The following is a 23,776-nucleotide window of genomic DNA, read 5'->3' as shown; positions in this document are numbered from 1 at the left end:
GCGGATCGGGGTCTGTTTCACATGAGCTTGGGTCTGTTTCACGTGAAACTTCCGGGCCGACGCCCGGATCCCCCAAGGGTACCGGCCGCCCAAAGATCACCACCCCGAATACTCTCGGTGGCACCTTCCGATCACCTCTTCATACAGTGGGTCAATGCGCACTGGTGAGCCCCTGCCCGCTGTGGGGGACGTACTGGCCGCCCTTGCGACCGGCGTGTGGCGCTGGGACAACGCACACGGGCAGGTCACCGTCGACGCCGAGGCCGCCCGGCTCCTCGGGTTGCCCGCGGAAAGGGCGACCGTCACCGAGGTGGCCATGCGCTCCCGGTTCCACCCGGCCGACTGGAACGAGGTCGTCAGCGTCGTACAGCTCGCCGTCGCCGAGGACACGCTCGCCGAGGTCCGGCTGCGGATCATGGACGAGCACGGGCGGGTGATCCGTACCGTGCGCAGCCGCTCCAAGCCGACCGTCGACCCCGAGAGCGGGGAGTTCCTGCTGTTCGGCACGCTCCAGGAGGTCACCGAGCCCTCGGGGGCCACCGCCGCGCGCACCCCGCTCACCGGCGACTGGCGCCGCTCGCGCGAGGCGTTCCTGCTGGACGCCGGGCGGGCGCTGGCCGAGGCGCGGTCCACGGCCGAGGTACTGCGGGTCGCGGCGGGCCTGTCGATGCCGGGGTTCACACCGGACGGGCTGGCCGTCTTCGGCGTGGACGGGGACCGGCTCACCGTCATCGGCCACCACGGGCAGAAGCCGGGGGACGAAGACCCCTTCACGCATATGTCCCTGTCCACCGACTACCCGGCCGCGGAGGTCGTCCGCACAGGCCGGGCCGTCTACCTTTCCTCCCCGGAGGACTACAAGGAGCGCTATCCCGTCTCCTGGCCGCTCGCCCAGCACTTCGGGCGGGAGTCCTGGGCCTTTCTGCCGCTGACCGTCGCCGGGCGCACGATGGGCGCGTGGATGGCGGCCTTCACCTACCCCGTCAGTTTCACGCCCGACGAGCGCTCGGTGCTGACGACCGTGGCCCGGATGCTCGCTCAGGCCCTCTCCCGGGCCGTGGCCGCCGAGACGGAGCGGGAGCTCACCGACGGCCTGCAGCGCTCGATGATGCCCACCCTCGGCCCGCAGATGCCGGGCATGGAGGTCGCCGCGCGCTATGTCCCCACCGGCGGCGGCCTCCAGGTCGGCGGCGACTGGTACGACGTGATCCCGCTGCCGACCGGCCGCTTCGCCCTGGTCATCGGTGACGTCCAGGGCCACGACGTGCGCGCCGCCGGGCTGATGGGCCAGCTCCGTATCGCCCTGCGCGCGTACGCCTCCGAGGGCCACCGGCCCGACGCGGTCCTCTCCCGGGCCTCGCGGTTCCTGTGCGGGATCACGGACTCGGTGACGTACGGCTCCACCGGCGAGAGCGGCGGCAACACCGCGGACCCGCGCTTCGCGACCTGCCTGTACGTCGAGGTGGACCCGGCGACCGGCATCCTGGACTTCGCCCGCGCGGGGCACCCGGACCCCGCGATACGCATGGCGGACGGGACGGTGCTGATCCGGCCCACGTCGGGCGGACTACCGCTCGGCATCGACCCGGACGCCGACTACCCCACGACCCGGCTCGCCCTGGAGCCCGACGAGACCATGCTGCTCTGCACCGACGGGCTGATCGAGACCGGCGGCCACGACCTCGACACCGGGTGGCGCCGTATCCGCCACATCCTGGAGTCCCACGACGGCGACATGGAGGAGCTCGCCGACGCGCTGGTCCAGGGCGTGCACGGCCCCTCCTCGCACCACACCCCCGGGCCGCTGGCCGACCGGCGCGAGGACGACATAGCGGTGCTGCTGCTGAGCCGACAGGGCAAGGGGTACGGCGACACGGTCGAGGCCCCGCTCTCCCCCTCGGTGCGCCGCACCGCGCTGACCGTGGCGCAGGCCGAGCCCGAGCGGATCGCGGGGGCCCGCCAGCAGCTGCGCGAGATGCTGCACGACTGGGCCTCCGCCGACCAGCGCGACTCGGCGGTCCTCCTCGTCTCCGAGATGCTGACCAACGTCCTCGTCCACACCGACGCCGACGCGCTGCTCGTCGCCGAGGTGACCGGCGGTACGGACGACCGCCGGATGCGGATCGAGGTCACCGACGCCAGCGACGACCTGCCGCACCGCCGCCACCCCGGCGAACTGGCGTCCTCCGGACGTGGGCTGGTGCTCGTGGAATTCCTCGCCGACTCCTGGGGCGTCGACCCACGGGGCGAGGGCAAGAGCATCTGGTTCGAGTTCTACGAGGCGTCCGGTGGGGACGGGGAGGCCGGTGGGGACGGGGAGGCCGGTGGAGACGGAGAGGCCGGTGGAGACGGGGAAGCCGGTGGAGACGGGGAAGCCGGTGGAGACGGGGAAGCCGGTGGAGACGGGGAAGCCGGTGGGGACGGGGAAGCCGGTGGGGACGAGGCGTCCGGTGGAGACGGGGATGCCGACTCGTAGTGGGTCCGTAGCTCCGCGAGGACCCCGAAGCCGGCGGCCGTCAGCGGTACGGCGAGCAGCATGCCCAGGATGCCCGCGACGGACGCGCCCGCCGTGATCGTCAGCATCACCACCGCCGGGTGCATCTGCACGGTCCGGCTCTGGATCATCGGCTGCAGCACATGCCCTTCGAGGACCTGCACGGCGAGAACGACCCCGAGCGCCCACAGCGCGATCACGAACCCCCGGTCGGCGAGCGCGACCAGCACGGCCACCGCGCCGGAGAGGAACGCGCCGAGGTAGGGGATGAACGCCCCCACGAAGACCAGCGCACCGAGCCCGGCCGCGCCCGGGACGCGCAGGATCAGCAGCCCGATCGTGATGCACAGGGCATCGATGAGGGCGATCACCGTGGTCCCGCGCATGAAGCCCTGGACGGCGCCGAAGGCACGGCGGGCCATGGCCTCCACCATGTCCGCGGTGCCGCGCGGCGCCAGCGAGCGCAGCAGCCCGGCGGCGCGGTGGGAGTCGCGGAGGAAGAAGAAGACGAGCAGCAGGGCCAGTACGGCCATGGCGATGGACTCGCCCACCACACTCACGCCACTGATGACATTGGACGCGGCCGTCCCGCCGAACTTGGTCAGCAGGTCCTTGGCGTTGGCGGCGAGGTCGTCGAGGGAGGTGCCCGCCGCGCCGAAGTGCTCGGCGACGGACCGCGCGGCCAGCCTGAGGGAAGCGATGATCTGGTCCCCGGTGTCGATGAGCGCGGCGACCACGATGTAGACGGCGCCGCCGACGACCACGACCACCGCGACACAGGTGAGCCCCGCGGCCAGCGACCGGTTGACCCCGACGTTCACCAGTCGCCGGTACATCGGCCCGAGCAGCGCGGTGCCGAGCAGCGCGAGCAGCACGGGCACGATCGCCGTACGGAACTCCCCGCACAGCCGGATCCCGACCCACGCCACACCGGCGACGAGCAGGATCACGGCGCACCAGGCGGCCAGCCGCCGGGCACCCTCGGGGAGTAGCTGCACGCCTCCACCCGACCACGCGCGGGCCGGGCCGTCCCGCCGGGACGGCCCGGCCGGGTGACACGGCGTCCGTGCGAAGGCCACGTCCGACGGGCGAAAGGCCCCGTCCGGCGTACGGACGGGGCCTTTCGTGGTCGGGCGGAAGGGGGTTATATCCCGCCCTCGGACATTCCGTGCACCGCCGGGACGGTGCCCAGGCGGCCCTTCTGGAAGTCCTCGAAGGCCTGCTGCAGCTCCTCGCGGGTGTTCATCACGAAGGGGCCGTAGTGGGCCATGGGCTCGCGGATCGGCTGTCCGCCGAGGAGGACGACCTCGAGGTCCGGCGTGTTCGCGTCCTGCTTCTCGTCCGCGCGGACGGTCAGCGATCCGCCCGCGCCGAAGACGGCGGTCTGGCCGGTGTGGATCGGGCGACGGCCCGTACCGACGCTGCCGCGCCCGGCGAGGACGTACGCGAGACCGTTGAAGTCCTCGCGCCACGGGAGGGTCATCTCGGCACCGGGCGCCAGGGTCGCGTGGACCATGGTGATCGGCGTGTGCGTGATGCCGGGGCCCTCGTGGCCGTCGAGCTCACCGGCGATGACGCGCAGCAGCGCGCCGCCGTCGGGGGTGCTCAGCAGCTGGACCGAACCGCCGCGGATGTCCTGGTACCGGGGGGCCATCATCTTGTCCTTGGCCGGGAGGTTCACCCACAGCTGGAGACCGTGGAAGAGGCCGCCGGACATGACGAGCGACTCCGGCGGGGCCTCGATGTGCAGGAGGCCGGCGCCCGCGGTCATCCACTGGGTGTCACCGTTGGTGATGGTGCCGCCACCACCGTTGGAGTCCTGGTGGTCGAAGACGCCGTCGATGATGTAGGTCACGGTCTCGAAGCCGCGGTGGGGGTGCCAGGGGGTGCCCTTGGGCTCGCCCGGCGCGTACTCCACCTCGCCCATCTGGTCCATCATGATGAACGGGTCGAGGTGGCGGTAGTTGATCCCGGCGAACGCACGGCGGACCGGGAAGCCCTCGCCCTCGAAGCCGCTGGGCGCGGTCGTCACGGTGAGCACGGGACGGTCCACGGCGTCGGCCGACGCGACCACACGGGGAAGGGTCAGCGGGTTCTCGACGGTCACTGCAGGCATGTCGGTACCTCCTTGTGCTTCGAGTTTAGTTGATTGTTGAACTTTCTGCCACCCACAACGACGGACGCCCGGAGGGCATTCCCTCCGGGCGTCCGGACTGTCGTAGGGGAGTGAGCGCTACCCGTACATACGGCGCATGGCGAAGTCCACCATCTGCTCCACGGCCTTCGCGTCGAAGACCATACGGTGCTCCCCCTCCATGTCGAGGACGAAGCCATAGCCGGTGGGGAGCAGGTCGATCACCTCGGCGCCGGTGATCACGAAGTACTTGGACTCCTTGCCGGCGTACCGGCGCAGCTCCTTGAGCGAGGTGAACATCGGGATGACCGGCTGCTGGGTGTTGTGCAGCGCCAGGAATCCGGGGTTGTCGCCGCGCGGGCAGTAGACCTTCGACGTCGCGAAGACCTGCTGGAAGTCCTCCGCGGACATCGACCCCGTGGTGAACGCCCGCACCGCGTCCGCCAGCGAGGGCGGGGACGGCTCGGGGTAGAGCGGCGGCTGCTGGCCGTAACCGCCGGGCATCTGCTGCTGCGGCGGGGCGTACTGCTGCTGGGCGCCCGCATTCTGGTCGTAGCCGTACATGCGTCAAAGAGTAGTCGGCCACATATGGGCCACCAGGGGTTGATTCTTATTACCGACGGGTAGCATCATCGTAGCTACTTGCCGGTACGTGTAACGAGGCTGCGAGTACCTCCGCCTCCCCAATCTCTTACGGAGCCGTCGCCATGGGGCACTACAAGTCGAATCTCCGCGACATCGAGTTCAACCTCTTCGAGGTGCTCGGGCGCGACAAGGTGTACGGCACCGGACCGTTCGCGGAGATGGACGTCGACACCGCCAAGAGCGTTCTCGACGAGCTGACCCGTCTCTCGGAGAACGAGCTGGCGGAGTCCTTCGCGGACGCCGACCGCAACCCGCCGGTCTTCGACCCGGAGACCAACACGGCTCCCGTGCCGGCATCCTTCAAGAAGTCGTACAAGGCCTTCATGGACTCCGAGTACTGGCGTCTGGGCCTGCCCGAGGAGCTCGGCGGCACCACCTCGCCCCGCTCCCTGATCTGGGCGTACGCGGAGCTGATCCTCGGCGCGAACCCGGCGGTCTGGATGTACTCCTCCGGCCCCGCCTTCGCGGGCATCCTCTTCGAGGAGGGCACCGAGGTCCAGAAGCACATCGCGAAGATCGCCGTCGAGAAGCAGTGGGGCTCCACCATGGTGCTCACCGAGCCGGACGCCGGCTCGGACGTGGGCGCGGGCCGCACCAAGGCGGTCCAGCAGGAGGACGGCTCCTGGCACATCGAGGGCGTGAAGCGCTTCATCACCTCGGGTGAGCACGACATGGAGGAGAACATCCTCCACTACGTCCTCGCCCGCCCCGAGGGCGCCGGCCCCGGCACCAAGGGCCTGTCCCTCTTCCTCGTCCCGAAGTACGAGTTCGACTTCGAGACCGGCGAGCTGGGCGAGCGCAACGGCGCGTACGCGACGAACGTCGAGCACAAGATGGGCCTCAAGGCGTCCAACACCTGCGAGATGACCTTCGGCGACCGCCACCCCGCCAAGGGCTGGCTGATCGGCGACAAGCACGACGGCATCCGCCAGATGTTCCGGATCATCGAGTTCGCCCGCATGATGGTCGGCACGAAGGCGATCTCCACGCTCTCGACCGGCTACCTGAACGCGCTGGAGTACGCCAAGGAGCGCGTCCAGGGCCCCGACCTCGCGAACTTCATGGACAAGACCGCGCCCAAGGTCACCATCACGCACCACCCCGACGTGCGCCGCTCGCTGATGACGCAGAAGGCGTACGCCGAGGGCATGCGCGCCCTGGTGCTGCACACCGCCGCGATCCAGGACGAGATCCAGGTCAAGGAGGCCGCCGGCGAGGACACCGCCGCCCTGGAGGCTCTCAACGACCTGCTCCTGCCGATCGTGAAGGGCTACGGCTCCGAGAAGGGCTACGAGCAGCTCGCCCAGTCGCTGCAGACCTTCGGCGGCTCCGGCTTCCTGCAGGAGTACCCGATCGAGCAGTACATCCGCGACGCCAAGATCGACACCCTGTACGAGGGCACGACCGCGATCCAGGGCCAGGACTTCTTCTTCCGGAAGATCGTCCGCAACCAGGGCGCGGCGCTGAACTCCCTCGCCGAGGACATCAAGAAGTTCCTGGCGCTCGGCACGGGCGGCGAGGACCTGTCCGCGGCCCGCGAGCAGCTCGCCAAGGCGGCCGTCGAGCTGGAGGCCATCGTCGGCCTCATGCTCACGGACCTGGCGGCCACCGAGCAGGACGTCAAGAACATCTACAAGGTCGGCCTCAACACCACCCGCCTGCTGCTGGCCTCCGGCGACGTGGTCGTCGGCTACCTGCTGCTGCGCGGTGCCGCCGTGGCCGCCGAGAAGCTGGAGACGGCCTCGGCGAAGGACAAGCCCTTCTACACCGGCAAGATCGCCGCGGCGAAGTTCTTCGCCGCCAACGTCCTGCCCGGCGTCACCGGCGCCCGCAAGCTCGCCGAGGTCGTGGACCTGGACCTGATGGAGCTGGACGAGGCGGCGTTCTGATCCCCGCGGCCTGAGGGCATCGCCGACGGCGGCCCGTTCCCGGAGCGAATCTCCGGGGGCGGGCCGCCGCCGTATGCGGCCACAGGGGGCACTCGGCAGCCCGCTCCTCGCGTGAAATTCCCGCAGGGACCCGCACGGATTTCCCGCAGGGACCCGCCAGGGACCCGCACGGATTTCCCGCATGGACCCGCAGGGACCCGCACGGATTTCCCGGGTGGATTCGAGGACCACGGGCACGGAGATCGGACCGGAACCAGCCCCTCCAGTCAGATGTCCGTCCTTCACATCCCCCTTACGAAGGGCCGTCCCCATCGCCGGGAGGGGCCCCTCGGGCGTCGTTAAGGTGAACCCATGAGCACAAGCGCCCGCTTCGACCGCGGCCACACCGACGACCTCATGACCTTTCTGGCGGCGAGCCCGACGCCGTACCACGCCGTGGCGAACGCCGCCGAGCGGCTGGAGAAGGCCGGATTCCGTCAGGTCGCCGAGACCGATGCCTGGGAGGGGACGAGCGGCGGCAAGTACGTGCTGCGCGGCGGCGCGATCGTCGCCTGGTACGTGCCCGAGGGTGCCCAGCCGCACACCCCGTTCCGCATCGTGGGCGCGCACACCGACTCCCCCAATCTGCGGGTGAAGCCGCAGCCGGACAGCGGGGCGCACGGCTGGCGCCAGGTCGCCGTGGAGATCTACGGCGGCCCGCTGCTGAACTCCTGGCTGGACCGGGACCTGGGGCTGGCGGGACGGCTGACGCTGAAGGACGGCTCCTCGCGTCTGGTGAACATCGACCGACCCCTGCTGCGCGTGCCCCAGCTCGCCATCCACCTCGACCGTTCCGTCTCCACCGACGGCCTCAAGCTCGACAAGCAGCGTCATCTGCAGCCCGTCTGGGGTCTGGGCGACCCCGGCGAGGGTGATCTGATCGCCTTCCTGGAGGAGGAGTCGGGCCTGTCGGCGGGCGAGGTCACCGGCTGGGACCTGATGACCCACTCCGTCGAGCGGCCCTCGTACCTGGGCCGCGACAAGGAGCTGGTGGCCGGACCGCGCATGGACAACCTGCTGTCCCTGCACGCGGGTACGGCGGCGCTGATCGCGGCGGCGACGGGCGAGGGCTCTCCTTCCGGCTCCGGCGCCCCCTCCGGTTCAGATTCCGGTACGGGTTCGGGTTCCGGTTCGGGTTCCGGTTCGGGGCTCTCCCACATCCCCGTCCTCGCGGCCTTCGACCACGAGGAGAACGGCTCGCAGAGCGACACCGGCGCCGACGGTCCGCTGCTCGGCGGCGTGCTCGAACGCTCGGTGTTCGCGCGCGGCGGCTCGTACGAGGACCGGGCGCGCGCCTTCGCGGGCACGATCTGTCTCTCCTCCGACACCGGCCACGCCGTCCACCCCAACTACCCGGAGCGGCACGACCCGACGCACCACCCGCGCGCGGGCGGCGGCCCCATCCTCAAGGTGAACGTCAACAACCGCTACGCCACGGACGGTTCGGGCCGTGCGGTCTTCGCCGCCGCCTGTGCGAAGGCCGGCGTGCCCTTCCAGTCCTTCGTCTCCAACAACTCGATGCCCTGCGGCACCACCATCGGCCCGATCACCGCGGCCCGCCACGGCATCAGGACCGTCGACATCGGCGTGGCCATCCTCTCGATGCACAGCGCCCGCGAACTCTGCGGCGCCGACGACCCGTTCCTGCTGGCCAACGCGCTGGTGGCGTTCCTGGAGGGTTAGTTCCGCATGCCCGGCGCGCTGCCGGGTACCCGGACCGGGCCTGAGAGAAGCCGAGTTGGTTACAAGGAGGCGACACCCATGAGTCTGGGCGGATGCATCATCCTGATCGCAGCGGGGGCGGTCCTCACATTCGCGACCGACTGGCACATGAAGGGGGTCAACCTCGACCTGGTCGGCCTCATCTTCATGATCGTCGGACTGATCGGGGTCGTGACGTTCAGCAGTATCGCCAGGAGGCGCCGGGTGGTCATGCCGCCCAGCACCCCGGTGATCGAGGAGGAGCGGCACCACCGGGGCGGCTACGGCGTGTAGGCACACGTCTGAACAGGCATTGCCCGCAGGCAGGTCACAGCTGTGGAGGTACGGGTCAGTCGGCCATGCCCGCCAGCACCAGCGGCAGCCGGTCCGCGCCGCCCTCGGTGAGGCGGACCGGCACGCCCCAGTCCTGCTGGTGGACATGGCAGGCCGGGTACTCGTTCGCCGGGTCGTCGTCGCAGGACGCGGCCATCGCGGAGACGTGCAGGACACCCTCCGTGACGGCCGGGTTCAGCTCCAGCGCGCGGAAGAGATCGGTTCCGGCGCCCTCACCCGTGAGCAGCAGCTCGGGTGGGGTCGAGGAGACGAGCAGCCGGGTGGACGGCCCATAGCGTGTGTCCAGCTTCTGGCCCGTCGGGGCCTGGAAGACGACGTCCAGCCGGAGCCCTCCCGGCGTGACTTCGGTTGCGGCGCGCTGGGTGCGGTGGGCGACCGACTCCACCCGCACGGCCTCCTCGGGGAGCCGCAGCCGAGTCAGCCGGTGTCGCGCCGACTCCACGACCACGATGTCGTCCCCGACGAGAACCGCGTCGCTGGGCTCCCTCAAGTCGGTCGCCAGCGTGGTCACTTCGCCCGTCGCGGGGTCGTAGCGGCGCAGCGCGTGGTTGTACGTGTCGCTGACCGCGACCGAGCCGTCGGGGAGGGCCGTGACGCCCAACGGGTGCTGGAGCAGAGCCTGTTCGGCGGCCCCGTCCCGGTGCCCGAAGTCGAACAGACCGGTGCCGACGGCGGTGTGCACGGCCCCGTCGAGATCCACCCAACGCAGGGCGCTCGTCTCGGAGTCGGCGAGCCAGAGCCGGTCGGCGGTGGCGGCGAGCCCGGACGGCTGCGCGAACCAGGCCTCGGCCCCCGGCCCGTCCACGAGCCCCTCGTTCGTCGTACCGGCGGCGACCCCGACGGTGCCGCCCTCCGGGTCGTACGCCCACAGCTGGTGCACTCCGGCCATGGCGATCCAGATCTTCCCGCCGAACAGAGCCACGTCCCACGGCGAGGACAGGTCCACCTCGCGCGCCGGGCCGGACGCCGGCGAGCCCTGCCACCACTGGCGCCCCGTCCCCGCGAGGGTGGTGACCTCGCCGGTCGCGAGGTCGAGGCGGCGCAGCGCGTGGTTCACGGTGTCCGCGACGACGACCGAGCCGTCGTCGAGCAGCGCCAGCCCCTGTGGCTCGCTGAACGCGGCCTCCTCGGCCGACCCGTCCAGGAACCCCCGCACCCCGGAGCCGATCCGCCGTACGACGCTCTCCCCGTCGCCCTCCAGCTCGACGAGCTGGTGCCGGGTCGTGTCACTGACCAGGAGGTTCCCGCTCGGCAGGGCGAGGGCCTTGCCGGGGAAGCGGAGCGCCGTGGGCTCGGGCTCGGGTGCCACGTACGGCCCGTCGCCGCGGCGCAGCGTCCCCTTGGCCGCGTGCTCGGCCTCCAGTTCCTCCACCAGGCGGGCGATCGCGTGCGCGTGCCCCTCACCGGCGTGCTGCGCGACCACGTACCCCTCGGGGTCGATCACGACGAGCGTCGGCCAGGCGCGCACGGCGTACTGCTTCCAGGTCGCGAGCTCGGGATCGTCGAGCACCGGGTGCTCGACCCCGTACCGCTCCACCGCGTCCACGACCGCCTGGTGCTCGGCCTCGTGCGCGAACTTCGGCGAGTGCACCCCGATGATCACCACCGTGTCCCGATGCTTCTCCTCCAGCTCCCGCAGCTCGTCCAGGACATGCAGACAGTTGATGCAGCAGAAAGTCCAGAAGTCGAGGACGACGATACGTCCTCGCAGGTCGGCAAGGGTGTACTGCTGCTCTCCCGTGTTCAGCCAGCCGCCCTTGCCGATCAGCTCGGGGGCGCGGACACGGACGCGACGGGGGGTGGGTGCCGAGGCAGCGGTCGGGGCGGAGTCGTTCATGGAAACAAGGGTGCCACCCGCCACCGACCGTCAGGTCAGGGCATGCCCCGTGGTGGCGTCCACGTGGTCCGGGACCTCGTCGTGGCGGTCGCCGACGGTGACGGTTCCGGTGGGCTCGAAGAGCAGGATCGCGGCGCCGGCAGGGGCGGCCGGCTTGTGTTCGGTGCCGCGGGGGACGGTGAAGACGGAGCCCTTGGGCAGGACGACGGTCCGCTCGCCCGCCGTCTCCCGCAGCGCGATGGTCAGCTCGCCCTCCAGGACCAGGAAGAACTCGTCCGTGTGGTCGTGCACGTGCCACACGTGCTCGCCCTCGACCTTGGCGATGCGCACGTCGTAGTCGTTGACGGCGGTGACGATACGAGGGCTCCAGAGGTCGGAGAAGGAGGCGAGGGCGGTCGAGAGGGCGACGGGTTCACCGCCGCTGCTCGAAGAGGTCGCGTGGGTGCTGTTCGAAGAGGTCGTGTGAGTGCTGCTCGAAGAGGCCATGTGGGCATCCTCGGCGGTGGTGCAGCAAGGGCACGAGTGCTAGAAATCGCATATGGCGCAAGGATCCTCTCATCGTGTCGTGCTGATCGTCGACGAGAACTCGAACCCGTTCGAGATGAGCTGTGCCATCGAGGTCTTCGGGCTGCCCCGGCCCGAACTGGGGCGGGAGTTGTACGACTTCCGGCTCTGCGCCGCCGGGCCGCGCACGCGGATGCGCGACGGCTTCTTCACGCTGACCGGAGTCGCCGGGCTGGAGGCGGCCGAGGAGGCGGACACGCTGATCGTGCCGAACCGGCCGGACACCGAGGCCCCGCGCTCACCCCGCGTCCTGGACGTCGTACGCCGGGCGCACGCGCGCGGCGCACGGCTACTCGGCTTCTGCTCGGGTGCGTTCACCATCGCGGAGGCCGGGCTGCTGGACGGACGGCGGGCGGCCTGCCACTGGATGTGGGCGGACTCCTTCCGGGCGCGTTTCCCGGCGGTCCGCCTGGAGCCGGACGTCCTCTTCGTGGACGACGGCGACATCCTCACGGCGTCCGGCAGCGCCTCGGCGCTCGACCTGGGGCTGCACGTCGTACGCCGGGACCACGGCGCCGAGATCGCCAACGCGGTCAGCCGACGGCTCGTGTTCGCGGCGCACCGCGACGGAGGTCAGCGGCAGTTCGTGGAGCGGCCGGTGCCCGACGTGCCGGACGAGTCGCTCGGTCCGCTGCTGGCGTGGGCGCAGGGACGGCTGGGCGAGCCACTGACGGTGGCGGACCTCGCGGCCCGCGCGGCCGTCTCCCCCGCCACGCTCCACCGTCGTTTCCGAAACCAACTGGGGACCACGCCGCTGGCCTGGCTCACCGGGGAACGCGTCGCCCTCGCCTGCCGGTTGATCGAGCGAGGAGAGGAACGGCTGGACGTCGTGGCCGCGCGGAGTGGCCTGGGTACGGCGGCCAATCTACGGGCACGGCTAAGGCGGGAGACCGGGCTGAGCCCGTCGGCGTACCGGAAACGGTTCGGGCCGGGCCCTGGAGAGGCGATGACACCCGGCCGCTTCGCGAGGAAGGAGCCGGGCGCGGGTGTTCCGGCATCAGGAGGACGGGGCGGGGTCGGGTTCTGAAGTGGCCCGGGATCTGATCTGCTTGAACCAGGCCTCCGACACCGCCTTCGGGATCTTCGCGGTCAGACCCCCTTCTTTGGTGAAGGCGAGCCCTCGGCCGTAGTCGCCACCGCCACAGTTGTCGGACTGGAAAGTGAGCCTCACGTCGGCGGACGTGTCGATCACGGGGCGGGGGGCGTCCTTGCGGGTGACCCGGAAGCGGATCGGGCCGGAGTCGGGGTCCACGTCGTGCGGCAACGGAAGACTCACGCGCGTGACGCCCTCCTGCGGCAGCTCACCCTTCGTGCACCTGCCCCGCGCGCACAGCTCGAAGGAGGCGCCCCCCAGGTCGCCGTACCCCTGGTGGACGAACAGCACGCCGACACTGGAGACGGTGCCCACGCCGGCGCAGATCTCCGCCTGGGAGCACCCGGACGTGGCCGCGAGCAGGGCGGCCACGCCGACGAGGGCACGCCTTTCCGTGATCGCTCGCACTGGACCTCGCCCTTGACCTCGCACTGGACCTCGGACCAGACCTCGCACCACACCTCGCACCAGCGACTTCCTCCCCCTCGCCCCCGCCTTCGGAAGGGGTGAACGCGTGATGATCTTGTGAATCCCGGGAACCGGTAACGGTATGAGATTCCTCGTACGCGACCGGCTCCTCGGCTTCGGTGACGACTACTGGATCGAGGACGACCACGGCACCAAGGTGTTCCTCGTCGACGGCAAGGCGATGCGACTGCGGGACACCTTCGAGCTGAAGGACACCCGCGGGCGTGTCCTCATCGACATCCACCAGAAGATGTTGGCCCTGCGGGACACGATGGTGATCGGGCGGGACGGGGAACCGCTGGCGACGATCAGACGCAAGCGGCTGTCCCTGCTCCGCAACCACTACCGGGTGTCCCTGGTGGACGGTACGGAACTCGACGTCAGCGGCAAGATCCTCGACCGCGAGTTCGCCGTCGAGTACGAGGGTGAGCTGCTGGCGGTGATCTCGCGCCGTCGGCTGCACGTGAGGGAGACGTACGGCGTCGACGTCGTCCGCGAGGACGCGGACCCCGCGCTGCTGATCGCGGTGGCGGTGTGCGTGATCCACCTGGCGGAGAAGGAGCGGGCCGAGGACTGACTCAGCGGGGCGAGGACCGGCTCAGCGGCGCGGTGCCGTCAGTCCCAGCATCCGGTCCTTCAGCGCCGGGAACTGCTCCCGCGTGGTCGCGACCTTCCCGGGGTCGAAGTCCACCGTGAGCACCTGCTCCCCTGCCCCGGCCTCCGCCAGGACCTCCCCCCACGGATCGACCACGATCGAGTGACCGGCCTGGGGAACGCCCGCGTGCGTGCCGGCCGTTCCGCAGGCGAGAACGAACGCCTGGTTCTCGACCGCGCGGGCCTGGGCGAGCAGCGTCCAGTGGGAGCGGCGCCGCTCGGGCCACCCGGCCGAGAGGACGACGGTCTCGGCGCCGGCGTCGACGAGCCCGCGGAAGAGCTCGGGGAAGCGGAGGTCGTAGCAGGTGGCGATGCCGAGGGTGGTCTCCGGCAGACGGACCGTCACCAGTTCGCCGCCCGCGCCCATCAGTACGGCCTCGCCCTTGTCGAAGCCGAAGCGGTGGATCTTTCGGTAGGCGGCGGCCAGGTCGCCGGAGGGGGTGAAGACGAGGGAGGTGTTGTAGAGCGTGCCGTCGGCGTCCCGCTCGGGGATCGACCCGGCGTGCAGCCAGATGCCCGTGTCGCTCGCCGCCTTCGCCATGACCTCGAACGTCGGCCCTTCGAGGGACTCCGCCTCCGTGCCGAACGACTCGTAGGCGAACGCCCCGGTGGTCCACAGTTCCGGCAGCACGACCAGATCGACTCCGGCTTGTTCTCGTACCAGAGCCGCCACACGACGCCGACGCGAATCGACCGATTCGCCGTCGTTTACGTCGATCTGGAGGAGAGAGGCGCGCACACTACCACCGTCCTGGCATTCGAGCCGTCCATACAGGCCTACGATCGTCACACCAAAGCACTGCCGGGGTGCCTCACAGCAGCGTAACTTAGCGTCCCAAGACACCCGCTGCCTGTGCACTGCCCGCGTCCAACCGCCCGAGGGGTCCCGTTCCGTGAGTCTGCATCCCAGCCTTCAGTCCTACGCCGACGCCTGGACCCACTCCGTCGATGCGATATCCGAGTTGGTGTCGCCGTTGGTGGAAGGTGAATGGAACCGGCGCACGCCCTGCCCCGGCTGGTCGGTACGTGATCTCGTCTCGCATGTCATCGGGCTCGACTGCGAGATGCTGGGCGACCCGCGGCCGATCCACACGCTCCCCCGCGACCTGTTCCACGTGACGAACGAACACCAGCGGTACATGGAGATGCAGGTCGACGTGCGCCGCCACCACACGGCACCGGAGATGACCTCCGAGCTGGAGTACACGATCATCCGCCGCAACCGTCAGCTGCGGAACGAGTCGCGGCAGCCGGACGCCAAGGTACGTGGCCCGCTCGGGACCGAGATCACCCTCGAACAGGCGATGCAGAGGCGCGCCTTCGACGTATGGGTGCACGAACAGGACCTGCGGACCGCGCTCGGCGTCCCCGGCAACCTCGACTCTCCCGGCGCGCACATCGTCCGCGACAAACTCCTCGAGGCCCTGCCGAAGGTCGTCGCCAAGGACGCGGGGGCGCCCGCGAACTCGGCGGTCGTCTTCGACATCCACGGGCCGATGGAGTTCCTGCGGACGGTGCGGGTCGATGCGGACGGGCGCGGCTCGATAGACGGCGCCCCCTCGCTCGGCCCGGCCGCCACCCTCACCCTCGACTGGGAGACGTACTTCCGCCTCGCCTGCGGCCGCGTCACGGCCGAGGCCGTCTCCGACCGCATCAAGACGGAGGGCGACCCGGAACTGACCACAGCCATCCTGAGGAACTTCGCGGTCACGCCGTAGCGCGGGGTTCTTCGACTGCGGGTGGGCGGGGGCTGGTCGCGCGGTTCCCCCCGTCCCTGAAGGGGCGCTACGCGGGGACGTGTACCGTCTCCACGCGGCTGGCCACCAACCGCTCACGCTCCCTGCGCGCCGCCTGCTTCCGCAACCGGAAGATCTGACTCAGCCCCAGCGCCTGAAGAACGAACACGGCGGAGAAGGCGACGCGATAGTTGTCCCCGGTCGCGTCCAGCAGCACGCCGATCGCGAACAACGTCGTCATGGAGGCGACGAAACCGCCCATGTTGGTGATCCCGGACGCGGTCCCCTGCCGCTCCGGCGGATTCGCGGGCCGCGCGAAGTCGAACCCGATCATGGAAGCCGGCCCACACGCCCCGAGCACCGCGCACAGCACGACCAGCAGCCACATGGGATCCCGGTCACCGGGATACGCCAGCGCACTCGCCCAGACCACCGCCGTCGCCGTCACCGTCCCGAGCGCCAACGGCAGCCGCGCCGCGTGATGCCGGGCGACGATCTGCCCGTAGACAAGACCCACGAACATGTTGGACAGCACCACGAGGGTGAGCAGTTCACCGGCCGTCGCCCGCGACAGCCCCTGCGCCTGGACCAGGAACGGCATGCCCCACAGGAGCAGGAAGACCATCGCCGGGAACTGTGTCGTGAAGTGCACCCACATCCCCAGCCGCGTACCGGGTTCCCGCCACGACGCCGCGATCTGCCGCCGCACATACGCGGCCCCCTGGTGCGGGAACGGTTCCGGCTCGTGCCCCTCGGGGTGGTCCTTCAGGAAGAGAAGAAGGAGTACGAGGACGACGACCCCGGCGAACGCGCTGCCAGCGAACGCCGTCGTCCACCCCACCCCGTGCAGCAGCCGCGCGATGACAAGGGTGGAGACCAGGTTGCCCGCCATGCCCACAAGACCGGCGAGCTGCGCGACCAACGGCCCCCGCCGCGCCGGGAACCATCGCGTGCCCAGGCGCAGCACGCTGATGAACGTCATCGCGTCCCCGCAGCCCAGCAGCGCGCGCGAGGCCAGCGCCATCCCGTACGTGGAGGAGAACGCGAAGCCCAACTGGCCTGCGGTGAAGAGCAGTACGCCGATGGTCAGTACCTTCTTGGTGCCGAGCCCGTCGACCAGCAGTCCCACGGGTATCTGCATGCCCGCGTAGACGAGGAGTTGGAGGATCGAGAAGGTGGAGAGCGCGGAGGCGTTCACATGGAAGCGGTCCGCGGCGTCGAGCCCGGCCACTCCCAGCGACGTACGGAAGATGACGGCGACGAAGTAGACGGAGACGCCGATGCCCCAGACGCCGATCGCCCGGCGTCCGCCGGGCGGGTCTCCGGGGAGCGAGACGGCCGAGTGGGAGCTCATCGGACCTCTCCCCGCGCCAGGTTCGAGAACCAGCTGACGTGTCCGTGGACGATATTGACCGCCGCCTCCGCGTCGCCGGACCGCAGCGCTTCAAGGATCGCCTCGTGCTCGGTGAGCGTCTTGGTGATCCGGTCCGGATGCGCGTGCATCACGGCGACGCCCATCCGCAACTGCCGGTCGCGCAACTGGTCGTAGAGCCGGGAGAGGATCTCGTTGCCGCCGCTGCGGACGATCTCGGCGTGGAAGCAGCGGTCGGTGACGGCGGCGCCGGCCAGGTCTCCCGCGGCGGCCTGCTCCTTCTGCTGCGCGAGGAGTTCCTCCAGGCGCGCGATGAGATGCGGCGACGCGGGTACGGCCTTGCGGACCGAGTGTTCCTCCACAAGTTGCCGTGTCTCGACCACGTCCGCGATCTCCTGCGCGGAGACGGGCAGGACGAGCGCGCCCTTCTTCGGGTAGAGCTTGATCAGGCCCTCGACCTCGAGCCGGAGCAACGCCTCGCGCACCGGCGTGCGCGAAACGCCCACGGCCTCGGCGAGTTCGCCCTCGGTGAGCAGCGTCCCGCCCTCGTAACGACGTTCCAGGACACCCCGCTTGACGTGGGCGTAGACGCGGTCGGCGGCGGGGGGTTGCTTGGTGGCGGGCGGAGCGGACACGGACGGCGCGGCAGGCATGCGCACATCATAGATACAACACGTACGCATGGTCGTGCGTCGTCCAGGATGCGGACCGGTAGCCTTTCACGCGGTCAACACCCGCCCCTCGGCGTAACCCACGTCACACAATTCCACCCCCTCGTCCGTGCATCCCTTTGGGTCCCTCACGAGTCCGTACGTAAGACGGCACTGCCATGTGCCGTTCTCCCAGGGGCATTTCGCGCATTCGGAGCGTTCATTTTGATTACCGGCATTAAGGGCACGCGTTTCCGCCGAGCCGCCGCTGTTACCGTCACCACCGGCGCCGTGCTGGCGGCCGGAGCTTTCGGGGCCGCCCCCGCAGGGGCTGTCACGACGCCCACGATCGCCGCCGCCGGCGGCTACGTGATGAACAACGGCACGGCCAAGACCTTGTACACCAAGGCTGCGGACACCCAGCGTTCCACCGGTTCCACCACCAAGATCATGACCGCCAAGGTCGTGCTCGCGCAGCCGAACCTCAACCTCGACGCCAAGGTCACGATCCAGAAGGCGTACAGCGACTACATCGTCGCCAACACCGCGTCATCCGCCCACCTGATCGTCGGCGACAAGGTCACCGTCCGTCAGCTCCTCTACGGTCTGATGCTGCCGTCCGGCTGTGACGCCGCCTACGCGCTCGCCGACAAGTTCGGCTCGGGCTCCACCCGTGCCGCCCGTGTGAAGTCGTTCATCGGCAAGATGAACACCACGGCGAAGAGCCTCGGCATGACGAAGACGAAGTTCGACTCGTTCGACGGCATCGGCAACGGCAACAACTACTCGACGCCGCGCGACCTGACGAAGCTCGCCAGCAGCGCGATGAAGAGCACCACGTTCCGCACGGTCGTCAAGACCAAGTCGTACACGGCGAAGACCGTGACGAAGACCGGCAGCATCCGCACCATGGCGGCGTGGACCAACACGAACACGCTGCTCAGCAGCTACAGCGGCACCATCGGCGTGAAGACCGGCTCCGGCCCCGAGGCCAAGTACTGCCTCGTCTTCGCCGCCACCCGCAACGGCAAGACGATCATCGGCACGGTCCTCGCGTCGACCTCGATCCCCCAGCGCGCCACGGACGCCACCAAGCTCCTGAACTACGGCTTCGCCAGGTAGTTTCCCGGACACCAGCCGAAGGGGGCCCATCGCTCATCGCGACGGGCCCCCTTCGTCGTACTGGGCCGCGCGCCCCTGGGGACGCGCGGCTCGTCTTCGCTCACGCGCTCACGCGCTCACGCGCTCACGCCCAGGTGATCAGCCGCTTCGGCTGTTCCAGGATCGCCGCCACGTCGGCCAGGACCTTGGAGCCCAGTTCGCCGTCGACCAGGCGGTGGTCGAAGCTCAGCGCGAGTGTCGTCACCTGGCGGGGCTTGACCTTGCCCTTGTGGACCCACGGCTGGAGCTTGATCGCGCCGATCGCGAGGATCGCCGACTCGCCGGGGTTGAGGATCGGCGTGCCGGTGTCGACGCCGAAGACGCCGACGTTCGTGATCGTGACCGTGCCGCCCTGCATCGCGGCGGGTGAGGTCTTGCCCTCCCGGGCCGTGGCCACCAGCTCGCCCAGGGACCCGGCGAGTTGGGGGAGCGTCTTGGTGTGAGCGTCCTTGATGTTCGGGACGATCAGACCACGCGGGGTGGCGGCGGCGATGCCCAGGTTCACGTAGTGCTTGAGCACGATCTCCTGGGCCGCCTCGTCCCAGGACGCGTTGACGTCCGGGTTGCGCTTGATGGCGACCAGCAGGGCCTTGGCGATGAGCAGGAGCGGATTGACCCGCAGGCCCTGCATCTCCTTGTCCTGCTTGAGCTCCTCGACGAGCTTCATCGTGCGCGTCACGTCGACCGTCACGAACTCGGTGACGTGCGGCGCGGTGAACGCCGAGCCGACCATCGCGGCGGCCGTGGCCTTGCGGACCCCCTTGACCGGGATACGGGTCTCACGCGCCGAGTCGTACATGACGACCGGAGCGGGAGCCTGGGCCTGGGCGGGAACCGGGGGCGCCGTCACGGCCGGCTGCTCCGCGGCCGGAGCCGGTGCGACCGCCGCGTGCACGTCCTCGCGCGTGATGATGCCGTCCGGACCCGAAGGCGTGATCGTGGCCAGGTCGACGCCGAGGTCCTTGGCGAGCTTGCGGACCGGGGGCTTGGCGAGGGGGCGCTGCCCGCCCGGCGCGGACCCGTGGCCATGGCCGTTGAGCTCGCCCTGGATCGCGGTGGCCGCCAGGAACGTCTCGGGCTGCTGGGCCGGGACCGCGGAGCCCTTGCGAGGGCGGCGCTTCGTGGAGGCCTCGGCCACCCCGTACCCGACGAGGACCGGGGTGCGGCCCTCGGGCTTGGGTTCCTCGGCGACCGGTGCCTGGGGGGTGGGTGCGGTGGGCGCCTCGGCCACAGGAGCTTCCACGGCGACGGGGGCCTGCCCCGTCGGCGCCGATCCGCCGGCCACGTCCACCGCGATGATCACCTGGCCCACGTCCACCGTCGTCCCCTCGGGGAAGTGGAGTTCGCGCACCACACCGTCGTAGGGGATGGGAAGTTCCACGGCGGCCTTGGCGGTCTCGACCTCGCAGACGACCTGGCCGTCGGTGACCGTGTCACCGGGCTGGACGTACCACTTGAGGATCTCCGCCTCGGTGAGTCCCTCGCCCACGTCGGGCATCTTGAACTCGCGGAGCCCCGACGCGTTCTCAGTCATCGTCGTCACGACCCTCTCCTCAGTACGCCAGCGAGCGGTCGACGGCGTCGAGCACCCGGTCCAGGCCCGGAAGGTACTCCTCTTCCAGGCGCGCCGGCGGATAGGGGGCGTGATAGCCGCCCACCCGCAGGACGGGTGCCTCCAGGTGGTAGAAGCACCGCTCCGTGATGCGGGCGGCGATCTCCGCGCCCGTACCGAGGAAGACCGGGGCCTCGTGCACCACGACCAGGCGGCGGGTCTTCTCCACCGAGGCCTGGACGGAGTCGAAGTCGATCGGGGACATCGAGCGCAGGTCCAGGACCTCGATCGACTTGCCCTCCTCCTGGGCGGCCGCGGCGGCCTCCAGGCAGACCTTCACCATCGGGCCGTAGGCGGCGAGCGTCAGATCGCTGCCCTCACGCGCCACGACCGCCTTGTGCAGCGGTCCGGGAATCGCGTCCTTGGTGACCTCGCCCTTGTCCCAGTAGCGCCGCTTCGGCTCGAAGAAGATCACCGGGTCGTCGCTCTGGATGGCCTGCTGCATCATCCAGTAGGCATCCGACGCGTTCGACGGGGAGACCACCTTCAGGCCCGCCACGTGCGCGAACAGCGCCTCGGGTGACTCGGAGTGGTGCTCGACCGCGCCGATGCCACCGCCGTACGGAATCCGGATCACGACGGGGAGCTTGATCTTGCCGAGCGCCCGCGCGTGCATCTTCGCGAGCTGCGTGACGATCTGGTCGTACGCCGGGAAGACGAAACCGTCGAACTGGATCTCCACCACCGGCCGGTAGCCGCGCAGCGCGAGACCGATCGCCGTACCGACGATGCCCGACTCGGCGAGCGGGGTGTCGATGACCCGGTCCTCGCCGAAGTCCTTCTGGAGCCCGTCGGTGACCCGGAAGACACCGCCGAGCTTGCCGACGTCCTCACCCATGATCAGGACCTTGGGGTCGGCGTCGAGGGCCGTGCGCAGCGACTCGTTGATCGCCTTGGCCAGCGCCATCTTTTCCGCAGCCATCGCTACTTGCCCTCCCCTTCATCCGCGAACGACGCCTGGTAGGCGGCGAACTGGGCCCGCTCCTCGTCGACGAGCGCGTGCCCGTCGGCGTACACGTTCTCGAAGATGGCGAAGTGGTCCGGGTCCGGCATGGCGCGAACGACTTCGCGTACTCGTTTGCCCAACGCCTCGCTCTCGGCCTCAAGTTCCGCGAAGAATCCCTCGTCCGCGTGGTTTGAAGCCTCCAGGTACGTGCGCAGGCGCAGGATCGGGTCCTTCGCCTCCCACGACTCGCGCTCCTCGTCGGCCCGGTACTTGGTCGGGTCGTCCGAGGTGGTGTGCGCGCCCATGCGGTAGGTGTACGCCTCCACGAGGGTGGGGCCCTCGCCGCGGCGGGCCCGCTCCAGCGCCCACTTGGTGACCGCCAGGCAGGCCAGGACGTCGTTGCCGTCGACCCGCACGCCCGGGAAGCCGTAGCCCTGCGCGCGCTGGTAGAGCGGGACGCGGGTCTGCTTCTCGGTCGGCTCGGAGATCGCCCACTGGTTGTTCTGGCAGAAGAACACGACCGGGGCGTTGTAGACCGCGGAGAAGGTGAACGATTCGGCGACGTCGCCCTGGCTGGAGGCGCCGTCCCCGAAGTACGCGATCACGGCCGAGTCCGCGCCGTCCTTGGCGATGCCCATGGCATAACCGGTGGCGTGCAGCGTCTGCGAGCCGATGACGATCGTGTACAGGTGGAAGTTGTTGCTGTTCGGGTCCCAGCCGCCGTTGTTCACACCCCGGAACATGCCGAGCAGGTTGGTCGGGTCGACCCCGCGGCACCAGGCGACGCCGTGCTCACGGTAGGTCGGGAAGACGTAGTCGTCCTCGCGGGTGGCCCGCCCGGAGCCGATCTGGGCGGCCTCCTGGCCGAGCAGCGAGGCCCACAGGCCCAGCTCGCCCTGGCGTTGCAGGGAGGTGGCCTCGGCGTCGAAGCGGCGGGTCAGCACCATGTCCCGGTACAGACCGCGCAGATCTTCGGGGGTGATGTCGGCGACGTACGGGTCGTACGTGGCGTCCTTGACCCGCTCGCCCTCCGGCGTCAGCAGCTGGACGAGCTCGGGACCGGGGCCCGATGCGCCAGGTGCGCCGGGTACGCCCGGTGACTTCTTGCCGGCCGCGCTGGTGCGCTTGCTCGCGGCGCTCTTCGTACCGGTCGTACCGGCGCCGCTTTTCGCAGCGGTCGTACCGGCGCTGCGTCGCGGCTTGCGCGCGGCAGTGCTCTCCACGGTCACGTGTGCTCCTCCGTCGGTCCGGCCCCCGGGGTTGCCGGGTGGCCAGTGCGGCTCGCCTGCTCCAAGTACCCGTGCACGGGGTGGGTGCACTCGGCCGGGAACAGGCGTGACAGGTGCCCCGGCGAGCGCCCTGCAACGGCCACGTTACCCAGTGCTCCACAATTCTGTGAAACCCCTCCTGACCTGCGTTTTTGCTTGGACTTCCCACTACTTATTAGTCGGATTTCCAAGTAATGCACGCAGGTCGGGAACAGTCGCTGGTCACAGCACTGGTCACAGCCTCGCAGGGGGCCGGAACACGGGCACGTTATCCCGGTCACCCCAGGCACGGGAAGAGTTCACCCCGGGCAGGGCCAAGGGTGGCGTGTGACACTGACTTTGTGCCCGAAAGCGGAAAAATTACCGTATTTCTCCTCGACGATCACGAGGTGGTACGGCGCGGTGTCCATGAGTTGCTTTCGGGGGAGGACGGCATCGAGGTCGTCGGCGAGGCCGGTACGGCGGCCGACGCGCTGGTGCGGATCCCGGCCACGGCCCCGGACGTCGCGATCCTGGACGTACGGCTCCCGGACGGCAGCGGAGTGGAGGTCTGCCGCGAGATCCGGTCGCGGAACGAGGACATCAAGTGCCTGATGCTGACCTCCTTCGCCGACGACGAGGCGCTTTTCGACGCGATCATGGCGGGCGCGTCGGGCTATGTGCTGAAGGCGATCCGCGGCGCTGAACTGCTCTCGGCCGTACGCGATGTCGCGGCCGGCAAGTCGCTGCTCGACCCCGTGGCCACCGCGCAGGTCCTCAAGCGGCTGCGGCACGGCGGCGGCGGTGCCAAGAACGACGACAAGCTCGGGCACCTCACCGAGCAGGAGCGCAAGATCCTCGACCTGATCGGCGAGGGGCTCACCAACCGCTCCATCGGCGAGCGGCTGCATCTCGCCGAGAAGACGATCAAGAATTACGTGTCGAGCCTGCTGTCCAAACTGGGCATGGAACGGCGCTCCCAGGCCGCCGCCTATGTGGCGCGCATCCAGGCGGAGAAGCAGCACCACTGAGTGCGGCACCAATGAACACGGGTCACCGGGTGCGACTGAACCCGGGTCACCGGGTGTGGCGCCGCCGATACCGTCCTACTTGCTTTTCGGGACCTTTGGCCCCTCTTCAGGGGGCGGGTGCCTCTTTTTCGGGGCCTTCAGGGTGCCGG

20 protein-coding genes and 1 pseudogene are annotated in these 23,776 nt (G+C 69.8%); 9 read left to right on the top strand and 12 right to left on the bottom strand.

Features of this window, described 5'->3' with window-relative positions; translation table 11 throughout:
• Positions 1-154: 154 nt before the first annotated feature.
• Complete coding sequence (locus ACFZDJ_RS08695; protein WP_391057166.1) at positions 155-2,476, top strand: SpoIIE family protein phosphatase; 2,322 nt, start codon at positions 155-157, stop codon at positions 2,474-2,476.
• Here the strand turns inward: ACFZDJ_RS08695 and ACFZDJ_RS08690 are convergent.
• From ACFZDJ_RS08690 to ACFZDJ_RS08680, 3 genes and pseudogenes are all read right to left on the bottom strand, one after another.
• Positions 2,440-3,492: pseudogene (locus tag ACFZDJ_RS08690) on the bottom strand (AI-2E family transporter); the annotation flags it as partial. The gene ACFZDJ_RS08695 and the pseudogene ACFZDJ_RS08690 overlap by 37 nt on opposite strands.
• A gap of 146 nt (positions 3,493-3,638) precedes the next feature.
• Positions 3,639-4,610 (bottom strand): pirin family protein, encoded by a 972-nt coding sequence (locus tag ACFZDJ_RS08685; protein ID WP_390932848.1) that lies wholly within the window; start codon positions 4,608-4,610, stop codon positions 3,639-3,641.
• Between the two features lie 117 nt (positions 4,611-4,727).
• Positions 4,728-5,192, bottom strand: coding sequence for an SseB family protein (locus tag ACFZDJ_RS08680; RefSeq protein WP_054234175.1), 465 nt, complete (start codon positions 5,190-5,192; stop codon positions 4,728-4,730).
• 143 nt (positions 5,193-5,335) lie between these two features.
• Between ACFZDJ_RS08680 and ACFZDJ_RS08675 the strand changes: the two genes are divergently transcribed.
• From ACFZDJ_RS08675 to ACFZDJ_RS08665, 3 genes are all read left to right on the top strand, one after another.
• Positions 5,336-7,162 (top strand): acyl-CoA dehydrogenase, encoded by a 1,827-nt coding sequence (locus ACFZDJ_RS08675; protein ID WP_168493702.1) that lies wholly within the window; start codon positions 5,336-5,338, stop codon positions 7,160-7,162.
• Between the two features lie 351 nt (positions 7,163-7,513).
• Positions 7,514-8,884 carry a M18 family aminopeptidase gene (locus tag ACFZDJ_RS08670; protein ID WP_390932845.1) on the top strand — a complete coding sequence of 457 codons (1,371 nt, stop codon included), beginning with the start codon at positions 7,514-7,516 and terminating at the stop codon, positions 8,882-8,884.
• A gap of 78 nt (positions 8,885-8,962) precedes the next feature.
• Positions 8,963-9,196, top strand: coding sequence for a hypothetical protein (locus ACFZDJ_RS08665; RefSeq protein ID WP_095853611.1), 234 nt, complete (start codon positions 8,963-8,965; stop codon positions 9,194-9,196).
• 55 nt (positions 9,197-9,251) lie between these two features.
• On the opposite strand, the gene ACFZDJ_RS08660 is transcribed toward ACFZDJ_RS08665, so the two are convergent.
• Both ACFZDJ_RS08660 and ACFZDJ_RS08655 read right to left on the bottom strand, forming a co-directional pair.
• Complete coding sequence (locus ACFZDJ_RS08660; protein WP_390932843.1) at positions 9,252-11,093, bottom strand: thioredoxin-like domain-containing protein; 1,842 nt, start codon at positions 11,091-11,093, stop codon at positions 9,252-9,254.
• A 30-nt stretch (positions 11,094-11,123) separates the two neighbouring features.
• A complete protein-coding gene (locus ACFZDJ_RS08655; protein WP_384908496.1) occupies positions 11,124-11,579 on the bottom strand; it encodes a cupin domain-containing protein in 456 nt (151 codons plus the stop codon).
• A gap of 52 nt (positions 11,580-11,631) precedes the next feature.
• Here ACFZDJ_RS08655 and ACFZDJ_RS08650 point away from each other — a divergent pair, with 52 nt between their 5' ends.
• Positions 11,632-12,684, top strand: a complete 1,053-nt coding sequence (locus tag ACFZDJ_RS08650; protein ID WP_391057162.1) for a helix-turn-helix domain-containing protein — start codon at positions 11,632-11,634, stop codon at positions 12,682-12,684.
• On the opposite strand, the gene ACFZDJ_RS08645 is transcribed toward ACFZDJ_RS08650, so the two are convergent.
• A complete protein-coding gene (locus tag ACFZDJ_RS08645; protein WP_391057159.1) occupies positions 12,655-13,158 on the bottom strand; it encodes a hypothetical protein in 504 nt (167 codons plus the stop codon). The genes ACFZDJ_RS08650 and ACFZDJ_RS08645 overlap by 30 nt on opposite strands.
• A gap of 142 nt (positions 13,159-13,300) precedes the next feature.
• Between ACFZDJ_RS08645 and ACFZDJ_RS08640 the strand changes: the two genes are divergently transcribed.
• Positions 13,301-13,795 carry an LURP-one-related family protein gene (locus ACFZDJ_RS08640; protein ID WP_391057156.1) on the top strand — a complete coding sequence of 165 codons (495 nt, stop codon included), beginning with the start codon at positions 13,301-13,303 and terminating at the stop codon, positions 13,793-13,795.
• 21 nt (positions 13,796-13,816) lie between these two features.
• Here ACFZDJ_RS08640 and ACFZDJ_RS08635 read toward each other — a convergent pair whose 3' ends face one another.
• On the bottom strand, positions 13,817-14,611 hold the full coding sequence (locus tag ACFZDJ_RS08635) for a carbon-nitrogen family hydrolase (protein WP_384908489.1): 795 nt from the start codon (positions 14,609-14,611) through the stop codon (positions 13,817-13,819).
• Between the two features lie 154 nt (positions 14,612-14,765).
• Here ACFZDJ_RS08635 and ACFZDJ_RS08630 point away from each other — a divergent pair, with 154 nt between their 5' ends.
• Complete coding sequence (locus tag ACFZDJ_RS08630; RefSeq protein ID WP_390932834.1) at positions 14,766-15,590, top strand: maleylpyruvate isomerase family mycothiol-dependent enzyme; 825 nt, start codon at positions 14,766-14,768, stop codon at positions 15,588-15,590.
• 67 nt (positions 15,591-15,657) lie between these two features.
• Here ACFZDJ_RS08630 and ACFZDJ_RS08625 read toward each other — a convergent pair whose 3' ends face one another.
• Together ACFZDJ_RS08625 and ACFZDJ_RS08620 are read right to left on the bottom strand one after the other, a co-directional pair.
• Entirely contained in the window at positions 15,658-16,962 is a 1,305-nt protein-coding gene (locus ACFZDJ_RS08625; RefSeq protein ID WP_101399237.1) for a nitrate/nitrite transporter, read from the bottom strand.
• Positions 16,959-17,633, bottom strand: coding sequence for a GntR family transcriptional regulator (locus tag ACFZDJ_RS08620; protein WP_168509712.1), 675 nt, complete (start codon positions 17,631-17,633; stop codon positions 16,959-16,961). Before ACFZDJ_RS08620 ends, ACFZDJ_RS08625 begins: the two co-directional genes overlap by 4 nt.
• 222 nt (positions 17,634-17,855) lie before the next feature.
• On the opposite strand from ACFZDJ_RS08620, the gene ACFZDJ_RS08615 reads away from it, so the two are divergent.
• The gene (locus tag ACFZDJ_RS08615) at positions 17,856-18,752 is read left to right on the top strand and encodes a D-alanyl-D-alanine carboxypeptidase family protein (protein WP_390932830.1); all 897 of its coding nucleotides are present in this window, start codon (positions 17,856-17,858) and stop codon (positions 18,750-18,752) included.
• A gap of 124 nt (positions 18,753-18,876) precedes the next feature.
• Here ACFZDJ_RS08615 and ACFZDJ_RS08610 read toward each other — a convergent pair whose 3' ends face one another.
• From ACFZDJ_RS08610 to pdhA, 3 genes are read right to left on the bottom strand one after another with little or no spacing between them, the layout of a single operon-like run.
• Positions 18,877-20,334, bottom strand: a complete 1,458-nt coding sequence (locus tag ACFZDJ_RS08610) for a 2-oxo acid dehydrogenase subunit E2 (RefSeq protein WP_390932828.1) — start codon at positions 20,332-20,334, stop codon at positions 18,877-18,879.
• A 10-nt stretch (positions 20,335-20,344) separates the two neighbouring features.
• Positions 20,345-21,325 carry an alpha-ketoacid dehydrogenase subunit beta gene (locus ACFZDJ_RS08605; RefSeq protein ID WP_168509709.1) on the bottom strand — a complete coding sequence of 327 codons (981 nt, stop codon included), beginning with the start codon at positions 21,323-21,325 and terminating at the stop codon, positions 20,345-20,347.
• Positions 21,326-21,327: 2 nt separating this feature from the next.
• Positions 21,328-22,578, bottom strand: a complete 1,251-nt coding sequence (gene pdhA, locus ACFZDJ_RS08600) for a pyruvate dehydrogenase (acetyl-transferring) E1 component subunit alpha (protein ID WP_390932826.1) — start codon at positions 22,576-22,578, stop codon at positions 21,328-21,330.
• Positions 22,579-22,958: 380 nt separating this feature from the next.
• On the opposite strand from pdhA, the gene ACFZDJ_RS08595 reads away from it, so the two are divergent.
• Complete coding sequence (locus ACFZDJ_RS08595; protein ID WP_384908477.1) at positions 22,959-23,627, top strand: response regulator; 669 nt, start codon at positions 22,959-22,961, stop codon at positions 23,625-23,627.
• Positions 23,628-23,776 lie beyond the last annotated feature (149 nt).

Source organism: Streptomyces sp. NPDC007896, assembly GCF_042959425.1.
Classification (GTDB): domain Bacteria; phylum Actinomycetota; class Actinomycetes; order Streptomycetales; family Streptomycetaceae; genus Streptomyces.
The sequence above is the reverse complement of the archived record's forward strand: the minus strand, read 5'-3'. Positions and strand labels throughout refer to the sequence as shown.

Bases quoted from the DNA above. Each gene is read 5' to 3' on its own strand.
- ACFZDJ_RS08695 (WP_391057166.1), top strand. From the start codon at position 155: ATGCGCACTGGTGAGCCCCTGCCCGCTGTGGGGGACGTACTGGCCGCC.
- ACFZDJ_RS08685 (WP_390932848.1), bottom strand. From the start codon at position 4,610: ATGCCTGCAGTGACCGTCGAGAACCCGCTGACCCTTCCCCGTGTGGTC.
- ACFZDJ_RS08680 (WP_054234175.1), bottom strand. From the start codon at position 5,192: ATGTACGGCTACGACCAGAATGCGGGCGCCCAGCAGCAGTACGCCCCG.
- ACFZDJ_RS08675 (WP_168493702.1), top strand. From the start codon at position 5,336: ATGGGGCACTACAAGTCGAATCTCCGCGACATCGAGTTCAACCTCTTC.
- ACFZDJ_RS08670 (WP_390932845.1), top strand. From the start codon at position 7,514: ATGAGCACAAGCGCCCGCTTCGACCGCGGCCACACCGACGACCTCATG.
- ACFZDJ_RS08665 (WP_095853611.1), top strand. From the start codon at position 8,963: ATGAGTCTGGGCGGATGCATCATCCTGATCGCAGCGGGGGCGGTCCTC.
- ACFZDJ_RS08660 (WP_390932843.1), bottom strand. From the start codon at position 11,093: ATGAACGACTCCGCCCCGACCGCTGCCTCGGCACCCACCCCCCGTCGC.
- ACFZDJ_RS08655 (WP_384908496.1), bottom strand. From the start codon at position 11,579: ATGGCCTCTTCGAGCAGCACTCACACGACCTCTTCGAACAGCACCCAC.
- ACFZDJ_RS08650 (WP_391057162.1), top strand. From the start codon at position 11,632: ATGGCGCAAGGATCCTCTCATCGTGTCGTGCTGATCGTCGACGAGAAC.
- ACFZDJ_RS08640 (WP_391057156.1), top strand. From the start codon at position 13,301: ATGAGATTCCTCGTACGCGACCGGCTCCTCGGCTTCGGTGACGACTAC.
- ACFZDJ_RS08625 (WP_101399237.1), bottom strand. From the start codon at position 16,962: ATGAGCTCCCACTCGGCCGTCTCGCTCCCCGGAGACCCGCCCGGCGGA.
- ACFZDJ_RS08620 (WP_168509712.1), bottom strand. From the start codon at position 17,633: ATGCCTGCCGCGCCGTCCGTGTCCGCTCCGCCCGCCACCAAGCAACCC.
- ACFZDJ_RS08605 (WP_168509709.1), bottom strand. From the start codon at position 21,325: ATGGCTGCGGAAAAGATGGCGCTGGCCAAGGCGATCAACGAGTCGCTG.